This window comes from Leptolyngbya sp. AN10 (assembly GCF_050565645.1).
In the GTDB taxonomy this organism is placed as follows: Bacteria; Cyanobacteriota; Cyanobacteriia; order Leptolyngbyales; family Leptolyngbyaceae; genus Leptolyngbya.
In genome coordinates this window covers 11,934-33,174 of sequence record NZ_JBNXVP010000048.1, presented here as the reverse complement: position 1 = coordinate 33,174, position 21,241 = coordinate 11,934, and the positions used below count along the sequence as shown (strand labels likewise).

Here is a 21,241-nt window from a genome sequence, read left to right as displayed (position 1 = left end):
CCCTCAGGATTCATGCAGGAGGTCTAATATGCTCGTCTCAATCAAATGACTGAAGCCTTGAAAGTTGCGAATACTTTGAGAGAACAATCAACTCGTGAGGAAGCACTTCAGAAAGTTCGTTGTGCGGGGCGCTAAATAATTTGGAATGCAAGAGAAAGAGTAGCAACATCTTCAGTGCTAATCTTGTGAGTGGAACTATTAGATTGGCGATCGAGATCAGACAGGAGATTCTCGATCGCATCAATCCCCCGCTGAGTTGAGATCGAGATCGGCATTCGATTGGATTCTTCTGCTAGTGTTCTTAGCTGTTTGTAAGTTCTCGTGAGTGGATTACGGCTTGCAACAATTAAAGCTTCACCTCGTCCAACTAAAGGCGGTGCAATTCTAAATGTTTCACCTTGATCGGGATCGGGAACGAATCGATTTGCTTTTGCAGGTACTTCACCGCTCAGATCTCCGCTGATGTAGTCATTCGGAAAAACGATCGAGAAACGACCATTTGGACTAATTAAGGCAATGAGTAGATAAAGGGGTGAACGATCGTGATTTTTAATCTGAAATTGACAGGGTGTTTTAACTGGAATCGGTTGATTGCGAACATTTGAACTTCGATTTGTACTAGATTGAGCAATGATCTGATCCGGTTGGTTTTGGCGATGTAGCGAAACTTCAATGTTTAGCTGTGAAGCAGTCGGGTTAAGGGTTTGACGAATGAGATGAGCAGCGAAAAGTCCCTGAAATCTTGGGGTCAGACGTACGATCGCATCTGAAATCGATTCTCCTGCTTGCCCAAACGAATCAGGAAATTGTTCTAAGCTTGGTGAGAATAATCCAATGCTGTTTGAAGTTGCGCGACTGAGAATATAGTGAACGAATTGGGGATAAGCACCGTTTTGAGTTGGGACAAATTCGATGCGATCAATCTTCGGGACTGAATTACCCAGCGATGAATCTAAACCAATTTGTAGTTTGATTGTTCTTGGAATGACCCGCGAGGATTCTTTCAGTAGTGTTCCGGGGCGAAGCTTGTTGAAAATTTTCGCGATCGCGGTTAATCCTTTTCGTTCAACGATCGTGACTGTCTCTGTTCCTTCTAATGTTGAGAACGTTGATCCCGTTCCAAAAGATTCTAATGTTCTTTTATCTAATCCTCCTAACCAAAGAGTAGCTTGATTTTGCCGAATCGATTGCACAACTGCTTGAGCCGATCGATGAATGGGAGCCGTGGAGTAGATCGGCTTTGTCATGAGTTCCGGTCTAACATCAAAAACGGGTTCTTGGAAGCCTGTAGCACTGAACAGAGAACGTTTAATCATTGCTTCCGCGTCGGTTAAACTCTCCGCCGATTCCCAAAGATATTGAGTGAGAAAGTAAGTAAATAAGCCAGAAGACACATCAGCGAGATCGTTTTCTTTTGCAAGTTGCTTCGCCGTGGCTGCGGCAAGAATTGCACCTTTCGCACCTTTCTTTCTGCGATCGCGCAACTGTTCAGGGGTCAATCCCAGCTTTCGCATCCAACTTTTCTGATAGTCAATTTCAGCTTTGCTCGGTTGATAGAGTGTATTGCTTGCATCGGCTCGAACTCGTTCACTTCCGCGAGTTCCACCCCCTGAGTAACAACAATCAAAAACAGCGGTAACATTCTCTGTTTTCAGGGCTGACATTAACAGAAATAAGGTCTTGCCCATAATGTCATTCACGCTTTGGTCAGGATTGAGATGATCTGAATCCGCAGGAACGAAAGCACTGTTAGCTCGATCTGAGGTAATTGATTCGGAGTCGAACACTCGTGAGCCATGTCCTGAGAAGTGAAAGACAACAATATCATCTAAGTTTGCTTGCTGAATTAGATGAGTCTCGAAAGTTTGTAGGATGTTGTTTCGAGTCGCGTCTTTGTTGAGCAAGATCTTGATATCTGAAGGTTTGAAGCCAAAGCGATGAATGAGGAGTTCGCGTTGGAGTTCGACATCAGTTTTGCAGCCGTTTAGGGGGGAAAGACTGCGATTCGCTCCGCGAAGCTCCGAAGGATCGCGAGTCTCCAAATAACTATTGATGCCGACTAATAGTGCAAGTTTGCGCGGACTCGATCGAGCTAACGCCTGACGATACTGTTCTGCTTGAGCGAGATAAATGGCGTTTAAGGCTGCCGTTTGAAGAAAATATCGGCGTTTCATTGTGCTTCCCCGATCAGTGTAAAAGCTGCCCAGTCTTTCGGATTCGGATGGGTTTTCAGTGTTGTTAACATTGCTTGTCTCAGGGCTTGAGCTTTATCAGGATTCTGTTTTAATTGTTGATAAAATTCCTTCATCAGATCTGCTGTAGGAGCGTCAGGAACCGCCCACAATGAGACAATCACGCTCGGAACACCTGCGGCAATAAACGATCGAGATAATCCCACAACACCATCGCCCGTCACTCGTCCCCGCCCAGTATCACAAGCACTCAAGACCACTAAATCAGCATTTAACTTCAGTTGCGCGACTTCTTCAGCCGTCAGAATTCCACTATCATTTTCAGAGGGGGCAAGTGCCAACCAGCTTTTGAAACCATTGCGATCGGAAAACGATCCATGTGTTGCGAAATGAATCACTCTAGCATCAGAGATTTGCTGAAGGATTGTTTGTTTCGTTCCTGCTTTACCTGTGATTGCTTGTGTGTTGAATAAAGGTGCGATCTCTCTAGCTTCTTGTTCTGCATTCGGTAGATTCGATAGTTGTTTCGCTTGGGTAGAATTTGGATCGATCGGCATTAACGGATTACCAACAATCAGCGCATTGTTTCCTTTGGGACGAGAGTTAAGCGCACGAGTTTTATCAAGCAGTTGAATCGAAGAAGCAGTACGGATTGTATGTTGCTCGATTAGGAATTGACCGTTTGCAGCTTTGAGAGCAGCGAAGGGAACTAAAAAGAGCGTTCCATCTGGGATAAAAACAATATGCTGATTCGGATCAGTTGGGAGAAGAGATGCGATCGGTTCAATCAGCAATCGGTGGAGCGCTCTGAAGTTTGCATCTCGCTCAGACTGGGCACAGGGATTCTTTTGGGTTGCGTCATCGACAATTAGCCAATCGGATTGGGCACTCCGAACTCCGATCGAGGCGCGACCATTCCCGATTAATTGCACGATCGAAGAACATTGCTGCGGTAGAACATCAGTTAACTTCAGTTGTCGAAAGTTGATCGCTCCAGTCGGCTGAACAACCCAGATGTAGAGTTCTCGTTTGCGTTCGTTGAGTGAGTATTCAACGAGAGTAGCATTCTGCGATCGCGCAATTTGTCGAAGTTGATCCACGCTCGGTGCTGCTTGCGAGGGTGAATCTGTTGGCTGCAACTGTTGACTTAATCGTTCTACTAACGCTTTTGTTCGTCCCCATTCTGAAATCGTGAGTGCTGCTTCAAATTTTTTCTGCGCAATCATCACCTCTTGTAAGATGCGATAGCTAACCGCTTGAGTCTCGAAGAATGAGATCTTATTTGCTTCAGAAAGTCGATCGAGTCGAATCGATTCAAAAACAGCGATCGCGCTTTTCAAAGATTGTTCTGCCGGAGCAAATTGACCTGTTTCAAAGTAAGTAGCACCCAGATTATACAAGGCTCGTGCTTCCCCAGAGCGATCTCTGACCGCCCGATAAATTGGTAGTGCTTCATTGTAGGAGCGAACTGCATCCTCGTAGCGTCGCAAAGCTTGATAAGCATTCCCCTGATTTAACAGAACTTGTGCTTCACCGTTCCGATTTTTAATAGCTCGGTGAAGGACTAAAGCTTCTGAATAAGATTGAATTGCTTCTTCGTAGCGTGAAACCGCAACATAAGCAATTCCACGATTCATGAGTGTTAAGGCTTCCCCATCGCGGTTTCGGATCGATCGATAGATTGAGAGTGCTTGTGTGTGAGCCTGAATTGAATCAGTATGCCGGAATAATGCACCATAGATAATTCCTAAGTTACTGAGTGCTTCTGCTTCTCCTTGAAGATTTTTAATCGATCGGAAAATCGCTAAAGACTCACTGTAGGCATCGATCGCTTCATCGTTACGATCGAGCAAATCGTAAACGACTCCCCGATTCATCAGAACGCCTGCTTCCCCGCCTCGGTCTTTGATCGCTCTCAAGATGGGTAAAGCTTGATCGAATACTGTTAAAGCTTCCTCGAAACGGGATAAGAAACGATACGTATCTCCCAGACTAGAGAGTGCCGAAGCTTCTGAGCGACGATTTTTGAGTTCTCGAAAGATCGGTAAGGCTTGATTGAACGCTGCGATCGCCTCGTCGTAACGAGAGATGGAATTGTAGACAATGCCGCGATTCATTAGTGCAGTGGCTACATTGTTGCGGTCATTTGCAGCTTGGAAAATGGCTAACGCAGCATCAAACCCTGCGATCGCTTCATCGTTACGAGTGAGGTAAGCATACGTAATGCTGCGATTCATCAGAACTTTTGCTTCACGACTGCGATTGCCCATTTCACGAACAATCGATAAAGCTTCATCGTAAGACCGAAGCGCATCTTCGTGGCGAGACAAAGCAGTATAGGCACTTCCCCGATTCATTAAGATGACTGCTGCATCGTTGCGCCGCTGGAGTTGCTGAAAAATAGAAAGTGCTTGATCAAATGCACGAATTCCTTCTTCGTAACGAGATAAGAGCGTGTAAGAGCGTCCTTGATCATTCAGGATGCTTGCTTCTTCTTGTCGATCGCCAATTTCCCGGTAAATCTTCAGTGCTGCTTCCCAAGATGCGATCGCGGCTTCATGCTGATCAGCTTCGTATTGTTGCTGCCCTTGTTTTGATAAGCGATCAGCTTCTGATTTGCGATCGATTTGTTGCGTTTGAGCAATTGTTTGAGCCTGCGTTAAGGGTGCATTTGTACCTAAAAAGAGAAGCGCGATCGCTAAAAGATTGAGAGAGCGTTGCATCATCGGGCAGTCCTCGATCGTCCGGAGTTCATCTTAGAAGAAAATTTATTTGCGGTATCTTATTTTTTATTCTTCTCGCTGAATTTACGGAATTCGGAAAATTTGCCGAGAATCCCTTCGATATGTCATAACTTCTTCGGGGAAATATAAAATCTTTTTCTCTAATTAGCAGGAATTGAGGTGGCGATGAGTGAGATAGGGAAGTACTGGACTTTAGTTCGGATCAATCCAGCAGGCGGATACCGAGCGGAAAAATGCGCGATCGCACATCACTACATCGAGCAAAACTACGCTGAAATCACAGAATCAACTCGATTACAGCAGTTGCTGATTCGCGACTATCAAAATGGTTCAACTGAGGCGGAATTGTGTCTTCGTTGTTTTATTTCTCACTGCACCTTAGAAGAAGCAAGCTCGATCGCACGTCAGTTCGGAGACTACTATCAATTCAATCAGTTTGATGTTCTGAGCTATGTTCTCGATGATGATGGAATGCTAAACCGTCACTATCATCCGTTGTCTCAGAAGATTCTGGCAAGTTACAATCCAGCGATCGCATCTCTCAACACTTGGGCGACTCGACTGGTTAGACAGCATCCAGATCTCAATCAATTTCTCAAGCAGCAAGGATTATATTTAAAGAGCGATTGGGCGATTCTCAACAGTACAACGACCAAGCGTTTAGAGCGAATCTTAAGCGATCGATTCTACTGGTCAGCAAATGCAATCCAGACTGCAATTCTTTATTTAGAAAGCTATCACTCGGTTTATTTAAGCGATCGTATTTCTGAAGGCAGCCAAGGGCGATGTAAAGAGCCGACCTCCGAACAATTGAAACGAATCGCTGATCAACTGCAAACAAAGCTAAATCAGCCGATTTCCCCAAATCAAGTGTTAAAACAATTACTTGCGATCGCGCAATGTCTCCGGCAGCATCGTCTAAATCGCTACGAAACTGAATCGATCGAAGATAAACCGATTCAAGCAGAACAGCTTACAGTTCGTAGCACTGAATCCGATCCAACAGAAGAATTTTTGTATTACTACCGCGCTCAATTCGTTCAATGTTTGACTGCGGCTCTAGAAACGGTAGTTCACGATTATACCAGTCGCCTAAAGGAGCAGAAAGCCAACCAATTCCGTATTGCGCTCCATTTGCTTTACTGCCAACGGATCACCATGACGCAAATCGCGGAACAACTCGATCTCAAGCGCCAAGACAACGTTGCGCGATTATTGAAACTCAAAACTTTACGGGCTGATGTAGGATTGCATATCCTCACTCGACTGAAACAGGATATCTCAGCGATCGCGCAAAATTTCACCGACCCGGAACGGTTGAGCCAATTTGCCGAAACGATCGATGAAGCGTTACGCGATCAAGTCGATGCCCTGTTAGAAAAGGATGCTCAACAATCCAAAACTCCGAAAGCCTATCAAAAAGATAATTTGTTCGCTGAACAGCTTTGTGCTTTGCTCAGTCGTGACTTACCTTGATTCAATCCTCAGATCATGATGACTCCGTTAAACGCTGCCTCTACCTCAATTGACCTCGATCCAGAACGAGTAAGAACTGCGATCGCATTCACTCAAACGATCGCAAATCTGCCCGCTCAATGGCAATCTTATCTTGCCTTGCTTGCCTTAGAGGGTTTTACTCAATGGATACTTGATCGCTCAACTCCGATCAAGTTCGATCGCTCTCAAGCCCGACTAATTGAACCTTCAAGCTCTGGTATTCCTGCTGCGATCAACTCTGTGTATGCAAATCACTTCCATCTTGGATTCATTGCGATCGATGACGTGGAAGATACGATCGAGTTCCCAGTCTCATTGCTGCAAAACCCTGCTCATTTTTATGTAGTGATTAATGTTAATGAGGAATCGAATCAAATCGCGTTTCATTCTTTTATACCTGGCGATCGACTTACGATAAATTCAGCGGATGAGACTTGTCTGATTCCAATCTCTCTATGTGAAACTAACTTAGAACAATTGCTATGGTATCTTGCAGGTTTAGAACTTAGTGCAGTTACATTGCCAACAACTCGCACAGCAATTTCTCCTCAATGGTTAATTCAACCGCTTGTGAATGCCGCTCGATGGGCGCAAACTCAGATTGATGAATTGTCTTGGACATTGTTCTCGCTTGAGTTAGTTCCGGCAATGAGAACACGCGCAGATGCGTTTAGTGCAGATGTAACTTCTGTGTTCACAGAAATCGAACGCTCTGGCATTCACATTCCACCAACCGCACAATCGGGTTATCGATCGATAACCCTGAATTATCATACCTTTCGGCTCTATGTCACGACCTGGGCGATCGAAGAAACTTCAGAACCAGAATGGTCTTTGCTGGTGATTCTAGAATCGATCGATTCTTCAACATTACCGACAGGGACTCAGTTGATTGTTCAAGAAGGTAGTACGGTATTAATTGAGGAAGCAGCTAGGGTAGAATCATCCTATTTGATTGCTCAAATTATTGGAAACTGGAATGAGAAATTTACTTTAACACTCAGAAGCATCAATCCTGAAACCCATACTCCAACAGATTCTCTGAGTTTAGCCCCGATCGTATTTCAACCGGACTAATGCCATGTTATTGAAGATTTGGCGCGTCGAGCAAACGTGTTTATTTGAACTAGTCTGGAATGAGACACAGACTTTGAGTGCAAAGCTGACCTATCCAGAAACACTTACTACGCTTTATCAAGCTTGGCAAAGTACTTATCTTCAGTTTTACCGTTCAACCTTACGCGCTCGTCTTGGGTTAGTTCTCAACATTCAACAACCCGCGATCGATTGGCGAACTCGGCTCGTTCAAGCTGAAGCTGCTTTTCTCGCTGAATTTCACTACTGGTTGAACAGTGCAGAACTATTAGAAATTCGACGCGAAATCACTAAAACCTCAGTTCTTTATCTTCGCTGCGATTCTCCAGAGATTGTTAAATTACCTTGGGAATCTTGGCAGATTGGTGCAGAGTTCGGCTCTTCTCAACCGATCCAGATTATCCGGACTTCACTCGCGCTTTGTGCCGAACAAGCGAAACCAATTCATCGGACTAAACATCGTATCCTAGTAATTCTAGGCGATGAAACGGGTCTCAATTTTGAGGCTGAACGGGCTGCTTTACAACAGTTAAATCATCGTGCGGAAATTCAGTTAATTGGATGGCAACCAGAGGCAAGAACTCCTGAGCTACTGCAACAAATTCGGAATGCGATCGCTGATCCGAAAGGCTGGGATATTCTCTTCTTCGCCGGACACAGCAACGAATCCACGCTCACAGGCGGCGAATTAGGTATTGCTCCAAACACTTCGATTCTAATCAGCGAGATTGCTCCACAGCTAAAGATTGCTCAAGAGCGCGGATTACAGTTTGCTATTTTCAATTCTTGTAATGGTCTCAGTATTGCCGAATCACTGATTAACTTAGGACTAAATCAAGTCGTTGTGATGCGCGAACCGATTCGCGATGATGTTGCAAAAGACTTTCTACTTCACTTCTTAAGATATCTATCAAATCACCAGAACGCACAAGAAGCGACCCTTTCTGCCTGTCAGTTTCTCAAGCTAGAAAAGAATCTAACTTATCCTTCCGCCTATCTCATTCCATCGCTCTTTTCTCATCCTCAAGCAAAACCCTTTCGATTTGCAACCCCCACTTGGAAAACCCGCCTAAAACCGTGGAAGCCACAATGCTTAGAAGCGATCGCAGTTAGTGTTTTCGCCTCTCTCAGTGTTCTGCTCCCAGTTCAAAGCGCGCTCATTGATCAGCGTCAATTCGTGCAAGCAATCTATCGCCAAGTTACAAATCAAAGCATTCAACCTCAATCTTCTCCGGTGTTACTCGTTCAAATCAATGAAGAATCGCTTCAGAAAGACAGAGTAAGCTTGATCGAACAAAATCTCGATCGACGATATTTAGCAAAAGTTGTCGATCGCATTTCACAATCAGAAAGCTCAGTGATTGGCATCAATTATCTTTTGTTTCGACATCAACCGAGTGGCGATCGCGCTCTAGAAACATCGCTCTCAACCGCGATTCAATCTGGTAAACAGTTGGTATTGGCAGCAACGCCAGATTTACAGTCAAATCAATCTTGGATCACAGCATTACCAGAGTTCAAACAATTCGGAAGCAATGGTGATATGGATCTGATTGGTGATCCTGCGTTCTATGCCAGAGTAATTGGCGATACTCTAGCGCAAAATGAAATGTTACCTTTCGCCTATCAAGTGGTTCGATTGTGCAATCCGCAAGCCCTCGATCGACGAGATCCGCGCCTATACTTTCAGCCCATCACTCAATTCTCTGCAATCTTCGGACAAACCTGGTTACATCCTTTGATTGACTATTCAATTCCGCCAAATCAGGTTTATGAGGCAATTCCGAGTTGGAAGCTTTTGCGAAATCAAGATACAACTGAACGTACAAATGCGATCGCATTAATTGTCCCAGATGGTCAAATCGATGCAGGAGTCACACCTGGAGAAGACTACTTTACCAGCCCACTTGCATTTAAATTCTGGCAATCCACCGCAAGTGCAAAAACATCAAGCGGAACCATTCATGCTTATTTAGTTCATAGTTTATTGAATCGTCGAATGCTTCTCCCAATTCCGGATCTCTGGATCGTGATCATTGCTGCGATCGCAGGAAAAGCAACAATCATTCTAATCAATCAGCACCAACAAAAATGGTTTTTCATTGTTCCGATTAGTTATGGTTTAGCAAGTTTACAGTTCTATATTTCTTACTCTATCTTACTTCCATTTTTACTTCCTGCGCTCACGTATCTTGCATTTCTTGTTACCTCGAAGCCTCAATCTAATGATTAAACGAACTTTGATCCTGACTAGCCTACTTGCCATTTCTTTCTTCACGGATGCGAATTTGCTTTCTGCTCAATCTCAGCAGCGATCGGGTTGGCAACCTTTTTTCCAGCGGATTGTTTCTCGAACTCCAATTCCTCGCAAACGAGGCGGCGGACGCGGAGACTGGGAAGTGATTTCACCGGGCATTTGGACAAAGCAGCTTTGGACATTGCAACCAAGCTTAATTTGGCGTACCTCAAAGCAACTTCCCGATCGCGTTGAAATCCTCCAAGCAGGTTCACGCATTTCACTGTGGAGCCAGACGATTCAATCTGGCGGTACAATTCCGATCGCTGTTAAACTTGAGCCGAGCAAAACCTATTTTGTAAGATTTCTCAAGCGCAATGCTGATCTACAAAAAGATGAGATTGTGACCGCTTGGGAGTTTCAAACTTTGTCGATCGTACAACGCCAAAAAGTTACAGCAGAACTCGATCGCATTAACAAAAAGCTCAAACCCTTAGACCAATTACAGCGACGAATTGAGGTATTTGCAAAACGTGAACTTTGGTCTGATGCGTTTCAGGAAATTGATCGATCGAGCTTGTCTCCAATAGAGCGACAAACCGCGATCGATCAATTACTCGCTCAACTAAAAGCCCTCGAATCTTTTCAACGTAGAAGCTAATGTCGCAACACTTTCCAGCTTTGAACTTACAGGGGTGAACTACCTACACCAACCGCTACGCAGTATGGTGTAGGCTTCCAATTTCGCGGGGAAGCGCCTTAGATACGGATTTTTTACGTCCAACCTTCGGACTTACCTTCCCTCCATTGGCAGTAGCGCTAGTTCCTAACGCCAAGATTCGTAGACCTTCATCTCGAATGTTGATAGCAGCATTGACATCACGATCATGTTTTGTACCGCAGTTCTGACACTGCCATGAGCGGACATCTAGCGGTAAGCTTCCAACTCGATTGAGGCATACTGAGCAGGTCTTGGATGACGGAAAGAAGCGGTCAACTTCTTGATAGGCTTTCCCGTCATTCCCTGCTTTATATTTGAGCATTGTGGTGAATTCGCTCCAACTGGCATCGTTAATTGCTTTTGCCAAATTGTGATTCTTCACCATGTTTTTCACCGCTAAGTTTTCCACGCAGATCACTTGGTTTTCGTTGACCATTTTGCGCGATAACTTATGCAGAAAGTCTTTTCTCACATTCGCAATTTTTTCGTGAACTCGTGCCACGATGCGACGTGCTTTCTTGCGACGATTCGAGCCTTTCTGTTTGCGTGATAACTTCTGTTGTTTCCGTTTGAGGTTGCGAGAATGCTTTTTCAACACTCTGGGATTATCAAACTTAGACCCATCAGACGTAATCGCGAAATGAGTTAGACCCAAATCAATCCCCACCGCTTTGCCGTCAATCGACTTCTCTACTTCTGGTTGCTCGTCATCAAATAACAACGACGCAAAATACTTGCCAGAAGGAGTAAGGGATACGGTAACGGTTTTCAGCTTGCCATCAAACGTTCGATGAATCTTAGCTGAAACAATTCCAATCTTGGGGAGTTTCAAACCTTCATCGGTGATTTTGACGTTCTGGGGATACTGAATCGATTGCTTGCCATGCTTCGATTTGAAGTTCGGGAATGATGCTCGTCCCTCAAAGAAGTTGATAAATGCTCTCGATAAGTTGAGAGACACGCTTTGCAGCACTTGGCTGTAAGGTTCTGCCAACCATTCAAGCTCTTTCTTGAGTGCAGGTAAGCGGTCATTCATCCCTTGCTGAGATAAGCCTTTACCCGTCTCTTTGTAGAGCCGATTGGTTTCAGATAGCGAATTATTCCAGAACCATCTCGCACACCCAAACGCCTTAGACAGCGCTTCGATTTGCTCGTCGGTCGGATAAATTCTTACCTTGACTGCGTGTTTCATATCTATATCTTACTGCAATTTGCAGTTATTAGTAAGACGTTTTGATAAAGTCCTTGTGTTGATATCTAGGAGATTGGTTATTTCTTGCCTATCCGGTTTGTTCTCCAGCTTCGGTGAAGACCACAAACCGGACGGCAAGAAATAACCCTGGCTTTCATCCCGCCGCTAAGATAAGTACATCTATAGCGGGGGACTTCCCGCCGAATCAGTTAACACGACCATGAAAATAACTAACATTACAAAGCCTAAAATGAAAGCGATCGTTCAGACTGAGTATGGTTCTCCCGATGTGTTGAAACTGGCAGAAGTTGATAAACCAGTTCTATCTGATAACGGTGTACTTGTGCGAGTTCGTGCTACTGCTGTTCATGCGGGAGACTGGCATTTAATGCGCGGAGAACCGTTTTTTGTTCGTCTTATTTATGGAGGAATACGATCGCCAAAAATCAAAATCTTGGGCACTGATATGGCGGGAGAAGTAGAAGCGGTTGGTCAATCAGTAACGCAATTTAAGCCAGGAGATCAGGTCTTTGGTGATTTATCAGAAGTTGGATTTGGTGCATTTGCTCAATACGTTTGTGTTCCTGAAACTGCGTTAGTTTTGAAGCCAACGAACTTGACGTTCGAGGAAGCTGCAACAATTCCCGTTTCTGCACTGACCGCTTTACAGGGATTACGGGATGTTGGACAAATTCAACCAGGGCAGAAGGTTTTAGTGAAAGGGGCTTCTGGTGGAGTGGGATCGTTTGCGGTGCAGATTGCTAAGGCATTTGGGGCAGAAGTGACCGGGATGTGTAGTTCTAGCAAAGCGAAGATGGTGAAAGACATTGGTGCAGATCATGTTCTAAACTATACGCAGGCGGAAGCAGGCTTAAAAGAACAGTACGATTTGCTGTTTGACGTTGCTGCATACGGTTCGGCTTTTGACTATTTACCACTGTTAAAACCCAAAGGTCACTATGTTTGTGTTGGTGGCTCGATCGCTCGATTGTTTCAGGTGATGTTGTTTGGAGCTTGGATGTCAAAAATTAGCGATCGACAAGTGAAAAGTTTAGCTCAAAAGCCGACTCAAGCTGATTTGATTGTGTTGAAAGATCTGATTGAGGCGGGAAAGATTCGTCCTTATGTCGATCGCTGTTATTCGTTGAGTGAAATTTCCACCGCAATTCGTGCGATCGAAGAGCGGCAGGTGCAAGGAAAAATCGCGATTCGCGTCGAATAGTTTGGAAATCCGAGGATAGATGCTCCTTCCTCGGATTCCGGTTTGCGATCGCCTATTTTTGCTGAGTGAAAGTCATTACTCCTAACCCAGTTCCATTTGCAAAAAATAGCCGTAAGTTATCATTACTATCGAGTTCATACCGCTGAACAGTTGCGAGAGAGGATAGATAATTCTGTTCAAGCTGCATCTGTGGAGTAGCACATCCCTTTTTCGTGCTAGCAATCGCTCCGATTTTGAGTTGATTTGCAGGTTCTTGATAGGTTGCATTGTATCGATTACAGCCTGAAAATCCCATGACTGAATTGGTTGTAAATTGAAGCGTGATCGGGGGTTGGATTCTCACAGAGTTGGGTGCAAGAGTGCTGATTGAGCGAAGTTGCCAGCTTGTATTTTGTAGCTTCGATTGAAGAGGAGTGAACACTAAAACGCCGCTACCTCGCGCTGATGAATAGTTTAGGGTCAGTCGATTTTTGGCGGAACGAATCGATAGGCGGGGTGATTTTAGAATCGTTCTAAATTCATTTTCTCGCACACCCACTTCCAAAGAACAGCCAATCATCGTAGAAATGAAATCTCCAATGACTCGTAGTTGACCGTTTTGCACTTGGTAATCTGCGCCATACGAATTACAACCAGATGAGCCGCCGAGCCTTCTACCATCGAGTCGAATCGTGATCGGATTTTTGGGCAGTAACGAAATACGATCGCCATTTGATCGTCGCCATTCGGAAAGCTGCCAGGTGATACCCTCAAACGGAACAGATTGCCCGATCGGGTTAATCGGCTGAGGAGTTGTAGGCGTGGGAAGAGATTGAGCCGCAAACCCGCAGAAAGTAGTTAGTGCAATGCTACTTGCTAATACAGGAGCAATGTTTTTAATGCTAAATCTTTGAAACATACACTGAATTGAGAAACGCTACAGTAACAATTCTGAGATTGATGTAGGAAAAAGCAGTTGGTGTTACGAAATTAGATACCAACGTTTTTACGACTAAGAGGGCACTTGGAAAGAAATCTTTCATTGTATGACCCGCCCCGACTTCCAGTCCTACCGTGTACACACAAGTTGATGGATCGGTCATTGCTGAAGTCTTTCGCCCCCTAAGTCCCCCAATTCTGGGGGACTTTGAAGGACGAACCCTTTCTGGAATTGGAGAACTTTTTCTAGGTCAAAGTCCCCCAATTTTGGGGGATTTAGGGGGCTGAAGCCGACTGAAACGAAGCGACCCAAGACTTGTGTGTACACGGTAGGACTGGAAGTCGGAGCTAATCGAACAAAGTCCACTGAAGGGGACTGAACCAATCGAAATCAGGATTTTAGTCCTTTTCAAAGGACTTCGCACAGTTAGCCCCGAATTCATTCCGGGGCGAGATAGAACGAAGCGAGAAAACTTTTTGTACTTTCAATCATGCTCTAACGCAGATCTATTTTACCTTGCTGTTGCGTGTGTTAAGTCGTTGTAGAAACTATTGCATAACCTGATCAATCTTGAACTCTAAACCCAAACAGATTCAAATTCCTAAGACGATGACCGATCAATCGAGATTCAGTAAGCACATGATAGACAACCAGATTAAATGCAAGAAGCGCGATCGCATTCTTCGAGTCGCCTTGGTTATGAGTTTATCGATCGGGACTCAGTTGCCAGTGGTTGCCCAACCCAGACCTGCTAATCCCCCGATCGCACAAACCGCATCTTCTGAAGTACAACAGCTACAAGCGCAAGCGAGTCAACTCACTGATCAAGGCAGATATCGAGAAGCAACTCCGCTGTTAGAGAAGGCGTTGCAACTTCAGGAAACAGCTTTAGGCAAAAACCATCCTGAAATTGCAGTCTTGCTGAATGACTTGGGATTGAGCTACGTTCGGCAAGGACAGTATGCCAAAGCAGAACCGCTTTATCAACGATCGATTCAAATTCGTGAAGCAAAATCCATTACAGATCAGCCCGGATTTTCTATCACGCTAAGCAATTTAGCAATGCTCTACCACCTTCAAGGACAGTACACTAAAGCAGAGCCGCTCTATGTTCGCGCCCTCGCCATTCGAGAAAGAACACTCGGCAAAGAGCATCCATCCATTGCAACCATTCTTGGTAATCTTGCCGAAATCTTTCGAGAGCAAGGACAGTACGCCAAGGCAGAACCACTCTATCAACGCTCGATCAAAATTCAAGAGACAGCATTTGGTCAGAATCATCCCTCTGTGGCTCAGACTCTCAGCAATCTGGGTGTTCTCTACTTCGACCAAGGGAAATATGCGAATGCAGAAGCCCTGCTTACTCGTGCCCTCAACATTCGGGAAACGACGTTAAGACCGGGTCATCCTGAGATTGCTGTCGTTTTACACAATCTAGCAGTGGTAAGCTTACAGCAAGGGAAATATGCCATCGCAGAAGGTCTGTTTACTCGTGTTCTGACGATTCGAGAGAAAGCTTTGGGACAGAATCATCCTGATGTAGCTGCAACCTTACAGAATCTTGCAGCCCTTTATGATGAGCAAGCAAACTATACCAAAGCAGAATCGCTCTATCTACGCGCTTTGAGCATTCGGGAACAAACGATCGGTAGAAATCATCCTGAAGTTGCATTTACGCTGAATACGCTAGGAGGAGTGTACAAAAAGCAGAATCAAGATACGAAAGCAGAACCGCTCTATCTTCGTGCCCTCCGCATCTATGAAACAGCGCTAAGCAAAGATCATCCATTGGTGGCGATGACGCTGCACAACCTGGCAAGCTTATACCGCGATCGACAACAGTATGCCAAAGCAGAACCGCTGTATCTCCGAGCAATCAGCATTCGCGAATCTCGTTTGGGTTCAGCACATCCTGACCTGGCGACCAGCTTGAACGCCTTAGCTTTACTTTATCGAGATCAGAAGCAAACTACAAAGAGTGAACCTTTGCTTCTACGTGCTTTGGCGATCTACGAAGCTGGATTAGGCAAGGAACATCCCCGAACAGGTATCGCATTGAATCATCTTGCTGACCTCTATGCCATTCAAGGACAACCCGCAAAGGCTGAACCCCTTTTCCTAAGCGGACTCAGGATTTTAGAAAAAACAGTTGGAGAGAACCATCCACAGACGATCGCAACCTTGACGAATCTAGCAGCATTCTACAAAGCACTTGGAAACTCTGCAAAGTCAAAAGAATTCTTCGATCGTGCAACTCGCGCTAGACGCAGTGTTCGCTAATTCCGAAACTTGGAGAATAATTGATGAAGTCATTGCTGATGAGAAGCATTTTGTTTAGTGCAACTCGCTAAACAAAATGCTTCGCTAATGTTGAAACTTGGAGAATAACTCATGAAATCATTACTGTCGCTAACGTTGATGGGAAGCATTTTGTTTAGTGCAACATTGCCCGCAATCAGTCAAGAACCCGCGACTGTCCCTCGATCGAACATTCGCTCCTACATTGGGCTAACCTATCGAACACTCCCGAAAGGATTCAAAGATAACGGAGGATGGGTGGTGAAAGGCGGTCGATATGGAGCGGATTTTGTGCAGCGAGGCAATACCAGAATGATTTGGTTTACGAAAGTGCTTCCGTGGAATCGAGGGGGAGCTGTTCCGGTGCGAGTCGTGGACGTGATGGAGCTACCAACATTCCCGCGATCGCAGGAACTACACTTTGCTTTTTGTACCTTCAATGGTCAAGACGATCGAGAAATTTTTGCGATCGCAGAAGCAACAGACGAAGACATCCGTACCAACATCCGTCGAGCCTGGAGAGCCAACACCAAGACCGAAAAGATTGAATCCATTAGCCCGAAAGGAGTAGCTTGCAAACAGATTTAATCGATCGCATAACCTGTCCGACAGCAATCCCTAAATCCAGATAATTTTCTTGCTTGTGTTCTTCACAGAACAATCTTTTATGCTCCTCAATCCATCACTTGTCACAAAAACCATCTTGATCAGTCTCATGAGCCTATGTATCGGCTGTAACCAGACTGTTCAATCTAAAGCAATTCCCGCTGCTACGGAAACTCCTAAAACTGCACCAGAAAAAACGGTTCCTGCTGCTACGGAAGCTCCTAAAACTGCACCGGGACCCGTTGCGACACATACACCATCAGAGTCAGCGCAAAACTCTTCTACTGAAATTGAAACTCCTACAATTCTAGAAGGACGATACTGGATTGGGCACACAGGTCAGGCATTAGAAGTCGAAGGCAATCGCTATCGATACGAAGACGAGGGCGGAACACAACCTTGGCGATCGATTACTGAATTACAAGCGGTGCAAGAAGGTGTGATCTATGACGGAAATAACTATTGGTGCTTATCGAGCATGGCTCCTCAAGGTCAAATTGCATCGTGTTCTGAAAAAGGCTGGATCTCTCCATCAGATCCAGAAGACAATCCGTCTGATTAATAGACCTCCTGCATGAATCCTGAGGGGAGTGCGATCGCCCTGAAAGAAGGGATAAACCCATGCTCAGGAGAACGTCTATGTTTGCTCGGATTCAACACCTACCGCCCAAATCTTTCAAACGCAAGTGCGGGGTGAAGCGTGAAACCTTCGACAAAATGGTGGACATCCTCAAGCCGAAGCTGACGCGCAAAGGCAAACGGGGCGGACAAGGCAAATTTGGAGTGGAAGACCAGTTGCTGATTGCGATGGAATATTGGCGAGAATATCGCACCCAGTTCCACATTGGGCAGAGTTGGGGGATTGATGAGACGACGGTAGGACGTAGGGTTCGCAAGATTGAGGACATTTTGATGCAGTCGGGAGAGTTCCGCTTACCCGGCAAAAAAGCCTTGCACTCGCCCGAAACCCAGCGGAACATTCTGCTGATTGATGTTAGCGAGAGTCCGATTGAACGTCCAAAAAAAAACAACGACTCTACTACAGTGGCAAGCAAAAATGGCATACGCTGAAAGCGCAAGTGGTGGTGGACTATCTGAGTGGACTAATTGTCTGCACCGCGTTTGACCAGGGGCGACGGCATGATTTCCGCATCTTCAAGCAAGCTCAACTACCGACCCAACTTGAACAACTCTGGGTCGCAGACCGAGGCTACCAGGGAATTGCTAAATTTCATGCTTACAGTTGTACGCCCTACAAGAAGTCGCGGCATCAGCCGCTCTCCAAGGAGGAGCGTCAATTTAACCGACAATTAGCCCAAGTTCGGATCACAGTCGAACACACGTTTCGGAAGCTGAAGATTTTTCGCATCCTTGCAGAGCGCTATCGCAACCGTCGTAAGCGTTTTGGGCTGCGCTTCAACTTGATTGCAGGCTTCCTCAACTATGAGTTGACTCATTCAAATTGATTCATGCAGGAGGTCTAATCAACTTGTACCATGCAGCAGGTCGATCGCAATTCTGTACTCCTGTTTCGCTGCAATCCAGACCTATGCAAACGTTTGGGAATCCAGTCGCATACATTTTTCAGCATCGGAATGGGTGTTGGGGACTGACGCAAAAACTACGATCGACAAAACCGCAATAGTTACCTGTTGAGCGTATCGAGAAGTTGAAGAAAGCTTTGTTGTGCATTCTAATCCTCTGCATAACCTCTCGGATCGTGAACCTAAACCACTACAGCAAGTTAAAGCTATCTGATCGAGTAAAAGTGATGGCATTGAACTTTGAAACGGTTGGTATTCGATGTGAGATTGATGAATGCCAACACGGGTACAGGGTGCTGAAGCAGAATTTTCACAACAAATTTCAGGAGAAAATTGAATGAGTCTAACGGGCACTGCTGGAAATGATTCGCTCATTGGCGGCACGACAAACGATACCTTGTCCGGGCGAACTGGCAATGATTATTTAGATGGTGGCGGTGGAGCAGATACTTATCTATTCAATCGCGGAGATGGACACGATACGATCGATGACAGCAGCAATGATACGAGCCTTGATCAGTTGGTGTTTTCGGGAACGGGGCTAACTTCCACAAATGTTGTTGTTACTCGCATTGGTGATAGCAATGATCTGAGAATCTCTTTTGGTGGCACTTCGGATGCAGTGACACTCAAAAAACAGGTATACGGTGGCGGAAATGTTCTTAACTATGGAGTTGAGCGCGTCCGATTTAGTGATGGTGCGGTCTGGACAGAAGCACAAATTTGGAATGCTTACCTTACTGAAGGTGCTGCATCGAATGACAGGCTGCAAGGCACAAACGCAACTAATACCTTAAAAGGTGGGTTGGGCAACGACTACTTGGATGGACAAGCGGGAGCAGATACCTATCTGTTCAATCGAGGAGACGGACACGATACGATCGATGACAGTAGTAATGATACGAGCATCGATCAATTGGTGTTTTCGGGAACTGGATTGACAGCGGGAAATGCGATCGTCACTCGCTTGGGGAGTAGCAATGATTTGAGAATTTCTTTTGCTGGCACTTCGGATGCGGTGACACTCAAGAAGCAGGTGTACGGTGGTGGAAACAGCCTTAACTATGGAGTTGAGCGCGTTCGATTCAGTGATGGTATCACTTGGACGGAAGAACAACTTTGGAATGCTTACCTCACCCAGGGAGCGGCAGGAAACGATCGATTGGAAGGCACAAGGGGCGCTAACACGCTGAGAGGCGGTTTGGGCAATGACTATCTCGATGGTCAAGCGGGAGCCGATACTTACTTGTTTAATCGCGGCGACGGACAAGACACGATCGATGACAGCAGCAATGATACGAGCAGTGATCAATTGGTGTTTTCGGGAGCAGGATTGACGGCGGGAAATGCGATCGTCACTCGCATCGATGGCACAAATGATCTCAAAATTTCTTTCAAGGGCAATCTTTCCGATGCGGTGATCCTTAAGAAGCAAATCTACGGGTCTGGAAATATTTTGAACTATGGCATCGAGCGGATCAAGTTCAGCGATGGTGTAGTGTGGACTGAAGCACAACTGTGGAATACTTACCGGAATCAACCGAATCAGACGTTAACTGGAACAACTAGCAACAATACGCTAGTGGGTGGAGCTGGAGACGATAAACTATCAGGTCTGGCTGGCAATGATTCACTGAGAGGCGGTTTGGGTAGTGACTATCTCGACGGTGGAAATGGAGCAGATACCTATCTGTTTCAGCTTGGAGATGGTGCAGATATTCTCTACGACGATAGCAATGATGCGAGCCTTGATCAGCTTGTTTTCTCTGGGGCAGGATTGACAGCGGGAAATGCGATCGTCACTCGTATTGATGGCGCAAATGATTTGCAAATTTCTTTCGGTGGCGGTCTTTCTGAGTCGATCGTGCTGAAAAATCAACTGTTCCTTGGATTCTCCAGCAACTACGGTGTTGAAAGCATCAAATTCAGTGATGGAACAACCTGGAATGAAGCGCAACTCTGGAGTGCTTATCTCACTCGTGGCGCTACAACCGATGATAATTTGCGGGGGACTCCAGTAAACAATACCTTACGAGGTGGTTTGGGCAACGATTATCTTGATGGTGAAAATGGTGCAGATACCTATCTCTTTCAGCTTGGAGATGGTGCAGATACTATCTATGACGATAGTAATGATAGATCGATCGACCAAGTGATTTTCTCTGGAGCAGGATTGACAGCGGCGAATGCGATCGTCACTCGTATCGATGGCACAAATGATTTACAGCTTTCGTTCAATGGTCTTTCGGAATCGATCGTTCTAAAAAATCAACTGTTCCTTGGATTTGCCAGCAACTACGGTGTTGAAAGCATCAAGTTTAGTGACGGCGTAACTTGGAACGAAGCACAACTTTGGAATGCTTATCTCACTCGTGGGGCTGCAACCGATGATAATTTAGTCGGTACACCTGGAAATAACGTCTTGCGCGGTGGACTGGGCAATGATTACCTTGATGGTAAAAACGGCGCAGACACCTATCTTTTTAATGCGCTTGATGGTGCGGATATCCTGGATGATAGTAGTCCTGATGCGAGTGTGGATGTACTGGTACTATCGGGAGCGGGTCTTGAATCGACGAATGTTCGAGCAACCCGCGTGAACACTGATGATGTACAGCTTTCCTTTGGGGGGAGTTCAGCATCGATTTTGCTGAAAAATCAACTCTTTAGCGGTCTTTCTGCAAACTATGGAGTGGAGAGTATCCGGTTTGCAAATGGAACCACTTGGACGGAAGCTCAACTCCGGAGTGCACTTCGTTAATCGCTCTGGAGAAAAGTACTTACAATGTGCACGATCGATCAAGCCATTGTAAGTACTGATTTCCTGAATATCACAAAGCAGTTTAGAGGATGTTTGAAAAGTATAGAAGGTTCCTCGCTCCGTTCAGTTTCGCCCCGGACTGGAAGTCGGGGCTATCGGTGCGAAGTCCTATGAATAGGACTGAAGACCCCGGTGAGAGTGGCTGTTAGTCCCC

The 21,241-nt window shown here is 45.5% G+C and carries 15 protein-coding genes; 11 read left to right on the top strand and 4 right to left on the bottom strand.

The window, feature by feature from the left end; all coding sequences use genetic code 11:
• Positions 1 to 131: 131 nt before the first annotated feature.
• Together ACQ4M5_RS35915 and ACQ4M5_RS35910 are read right to left on the bottom strand one after the other, a co-directional pair.
• Entirely contained in the window at positions 132 to 2,174 is a 2,043-nt protein-coding gene (locus ACQ4M5_RS35915; protein WP_430680589.1) for a caspase family protein, read from the bottom strand.
• A complete protein-coding gene (locus ACQ4M5_RS35910) occupies positions 2,171 to 4,918 on the bottom strand; it encodes a CHAT domain-containing tetratricopeptide repeat protein (protein WP_430680588.1) in 2,748 nt (915 codons plus the stop codon). The genes ACQ4M5_RS35915 and ACQ4M5_RS35910 overlap by 4 nt, the downstream gene beginning before the upstream one ends.
• A 183-nt stretch (positions 4,919 to 5,101) precedes the next feature.
• Between ACQ4M5_RS35910 and ACQ4M5_RS35905 the strand changes: the two genes are divergently transcribed.
• From ACQ4M5_RS35905 to ACQ4M5_RS35890, 4 genes are read left to right on the top strand one after another with little or no spacing between them, the layout of a single operon-like run.
• Positions 5,102 to 6,412: a hypothetical protein gene (locus ACQ4M5_RS35905; RefSeq protein ID WP_430680587.1), complete on the top strand. Its 1,311-nt coding sequence runs from the start codon at positions 5,102 to 5,104 to the stop codon at positions 6,410 to 6,412.
• 15 nt (positions 6,413 to 6,427) lie between these two features.
• Entirely contained in the window at positions 6,428 to 7,510 is a 1,083-nt protein-coding gene (locus ACQ4M5_RS35900) for a DUF1822 family protein (RefSeq protein WP_430680586.1), read from the top strand.
• 4 nt (positions 7,511 to 7,514) lie between these two features.
• Complete coding sequence (locus ACQ4M5_RS35895) at positions 7,515 to 9,761, top strand: CHASE2 domain-containing protein (protein WP_430680585.1); 2,247 nt, start codon at positions 7,515 to 7,517, stop codon at positions 9,759 to 9,761.
• Positions 9,754 to 10,425: a hypothetical protein gene (locus tag ACQ4M5_RS35890; protein WP_430680584.1), complete on the top strand. Its 672-nt coding sequence runs from the start codon at positions 9,754 to 9,756 to the stop codon at positions 10,423 to 10,425. Before ACQ4M5_RS35895 ends, ACQ4M5_RS35890 begins: the two co-directional genes overlap by 8 nt.
• A 55-nt stretch (positions 10,426 to 10,480) precedes the next feature.
• On the opposite strand, the gene ACQ4M5_RS35885 is transcribed toward ACQ4M5_RS35890, so the two are convergent.
• The gene (locus ACQ4M5_RS35885) at positions 10,481 to 11,677 is read right to left on the bottom strand and encodes an RNA-guided endonuclease InsQ/TnpB family protein (protein WP_430680583.1); all 1,197 of its coding nucleotides are present in this window, start codon (positions 11,675 to 11,677) and stop codon (positions 10,481 to 10,483) included.
• A gap of 220 nt (positions 11,678 to 11,897) precedes the next feature.
• On the opposite strand from ACQ4M5_RS35885, the gene ACQ4M5_RS35880 reads away from it, so the two are divergent.
• Complete coding sequence (locus tag ACQ4M5_RS35880) at positions 11,898 to 12,899, top strand: NAD(P)-dependent alcohol dehydrogenase (RefSeq protein WP_430680582.1); 1,002 nt, start codon at positions 11,898 to 11,900, stop codon at positions 12,897 to 12,899.
• Positions 12,900 to 12,951: 52 nt separating this feature from the next.
• Here the strand turns inward: ACQ4M5_RS35880 and ACQ4M5_RS35875 are convergent, their stop codons facing one another.
• Positions 12,952 to 13,797, bottom strand: coding sequence for an META domain-containing protein (locus ACQ4M5_RS35875; RefSeq protein ID WP_430680581.1), 846 nt, complete (start codon positions 13,795 to 13,797; stop codon positions 12,952 to 12,954).
• A 660-nt stretch (positions 13,798 to 14,457) separates the two neighbouring features.
• On the opposite strand from ACQ4M5_RS35875, the gene ACQ4M5_RS35870 reads away from it, so the two are divergent.
• The 6 genes from ACQ4M5_RS35870 (at position 14,458) to ACQ4M5_RS35845 (ending at position 21,027) form a co-directional block, all read left to right on the top strand.
• Positions 14,458 to 16,098 (top strand): tetratricopeptide repeat protein, encoded by a 1,641-nt coding sequence (locus ACQ4M5_RS35870; protein ID WP_430680580.1) that lies wholly within the window; start codon positions 14,458 to 14,460, stop codon positions 16,096 to 16,098.
• Between the two features lie 111 nt (positions 16,099 to 16,209).
• The gene (locus tag ACQ4M5_RS35865; protein ID WP_430680579.1) at positions 16,210 to 16,704 is read left to right on the top strand and encodes a hypothetical protein; all 495 of its coding nucleotides are present in this window, start codon (positions 16,210 to 16,212) and stop codon (positions 16,702 to 16,704) included.
• A 127-nt stretch (positions 16,705 to 16,831) separates the two neighbouring features.
• Positions 16,832 to 17,284: a hypothetical protein gene (locus ACQ4M5_RS35860; protein ID WP_430680578.1), complete on the top strand. Its 453-nt coding sequence runs from the start codon at positions 16,832 to 16,834 to the stop codon at positions 17,282 to 17,284.
• 77 nt (positions 17,285 to 17,361) lie between these two features.
• A protein-coding gene (locus ACQ4M5_RS35855; RefSeq protein ID WP_430680577.1) for an IS5 family transposase occupies positions 17,362 to 18,188 on the top strand; the annotation gives its coding sequence in 2 pieces (ribosomal slippage) (positions 17,362 to 17,743 and positions 17,743 to 18,188; 828 coding nt in all).
• 23 nt (positions 18,189 to 18,211) lie between these two features.
• The gene (locus ACQ4M5_RS35850) at positions 18,212 to 18,367 is read left to right on the top strand and encodes a hypothetical protein (protein WP_430680576.1); all 156 of its coding nucleotides are present in this window, start codon (positions 18,212 to 18,214) and stop codon (positions 18,365 to 18,367) included.
• 236 nt (positions 18,368 to 18,603) lie between these two features.
• Positions 18,604 to 21,027 carry a beta strand repeat-containing protein gene (locus tag ACQ4M5_RS35845; RefSeq protein ID WP_430680575.1) on the top strand — a complete coding sequence of 808 codons (2,424 nt, stop codon included), beginning with the start codon at positions 18,604 to 18,606 and terminating at the stop codon, positions 21,025 to 21,027.
• The last annotated feature ends 214 nt before the right edge of the window (positions 21,028 to 21,241 follow it).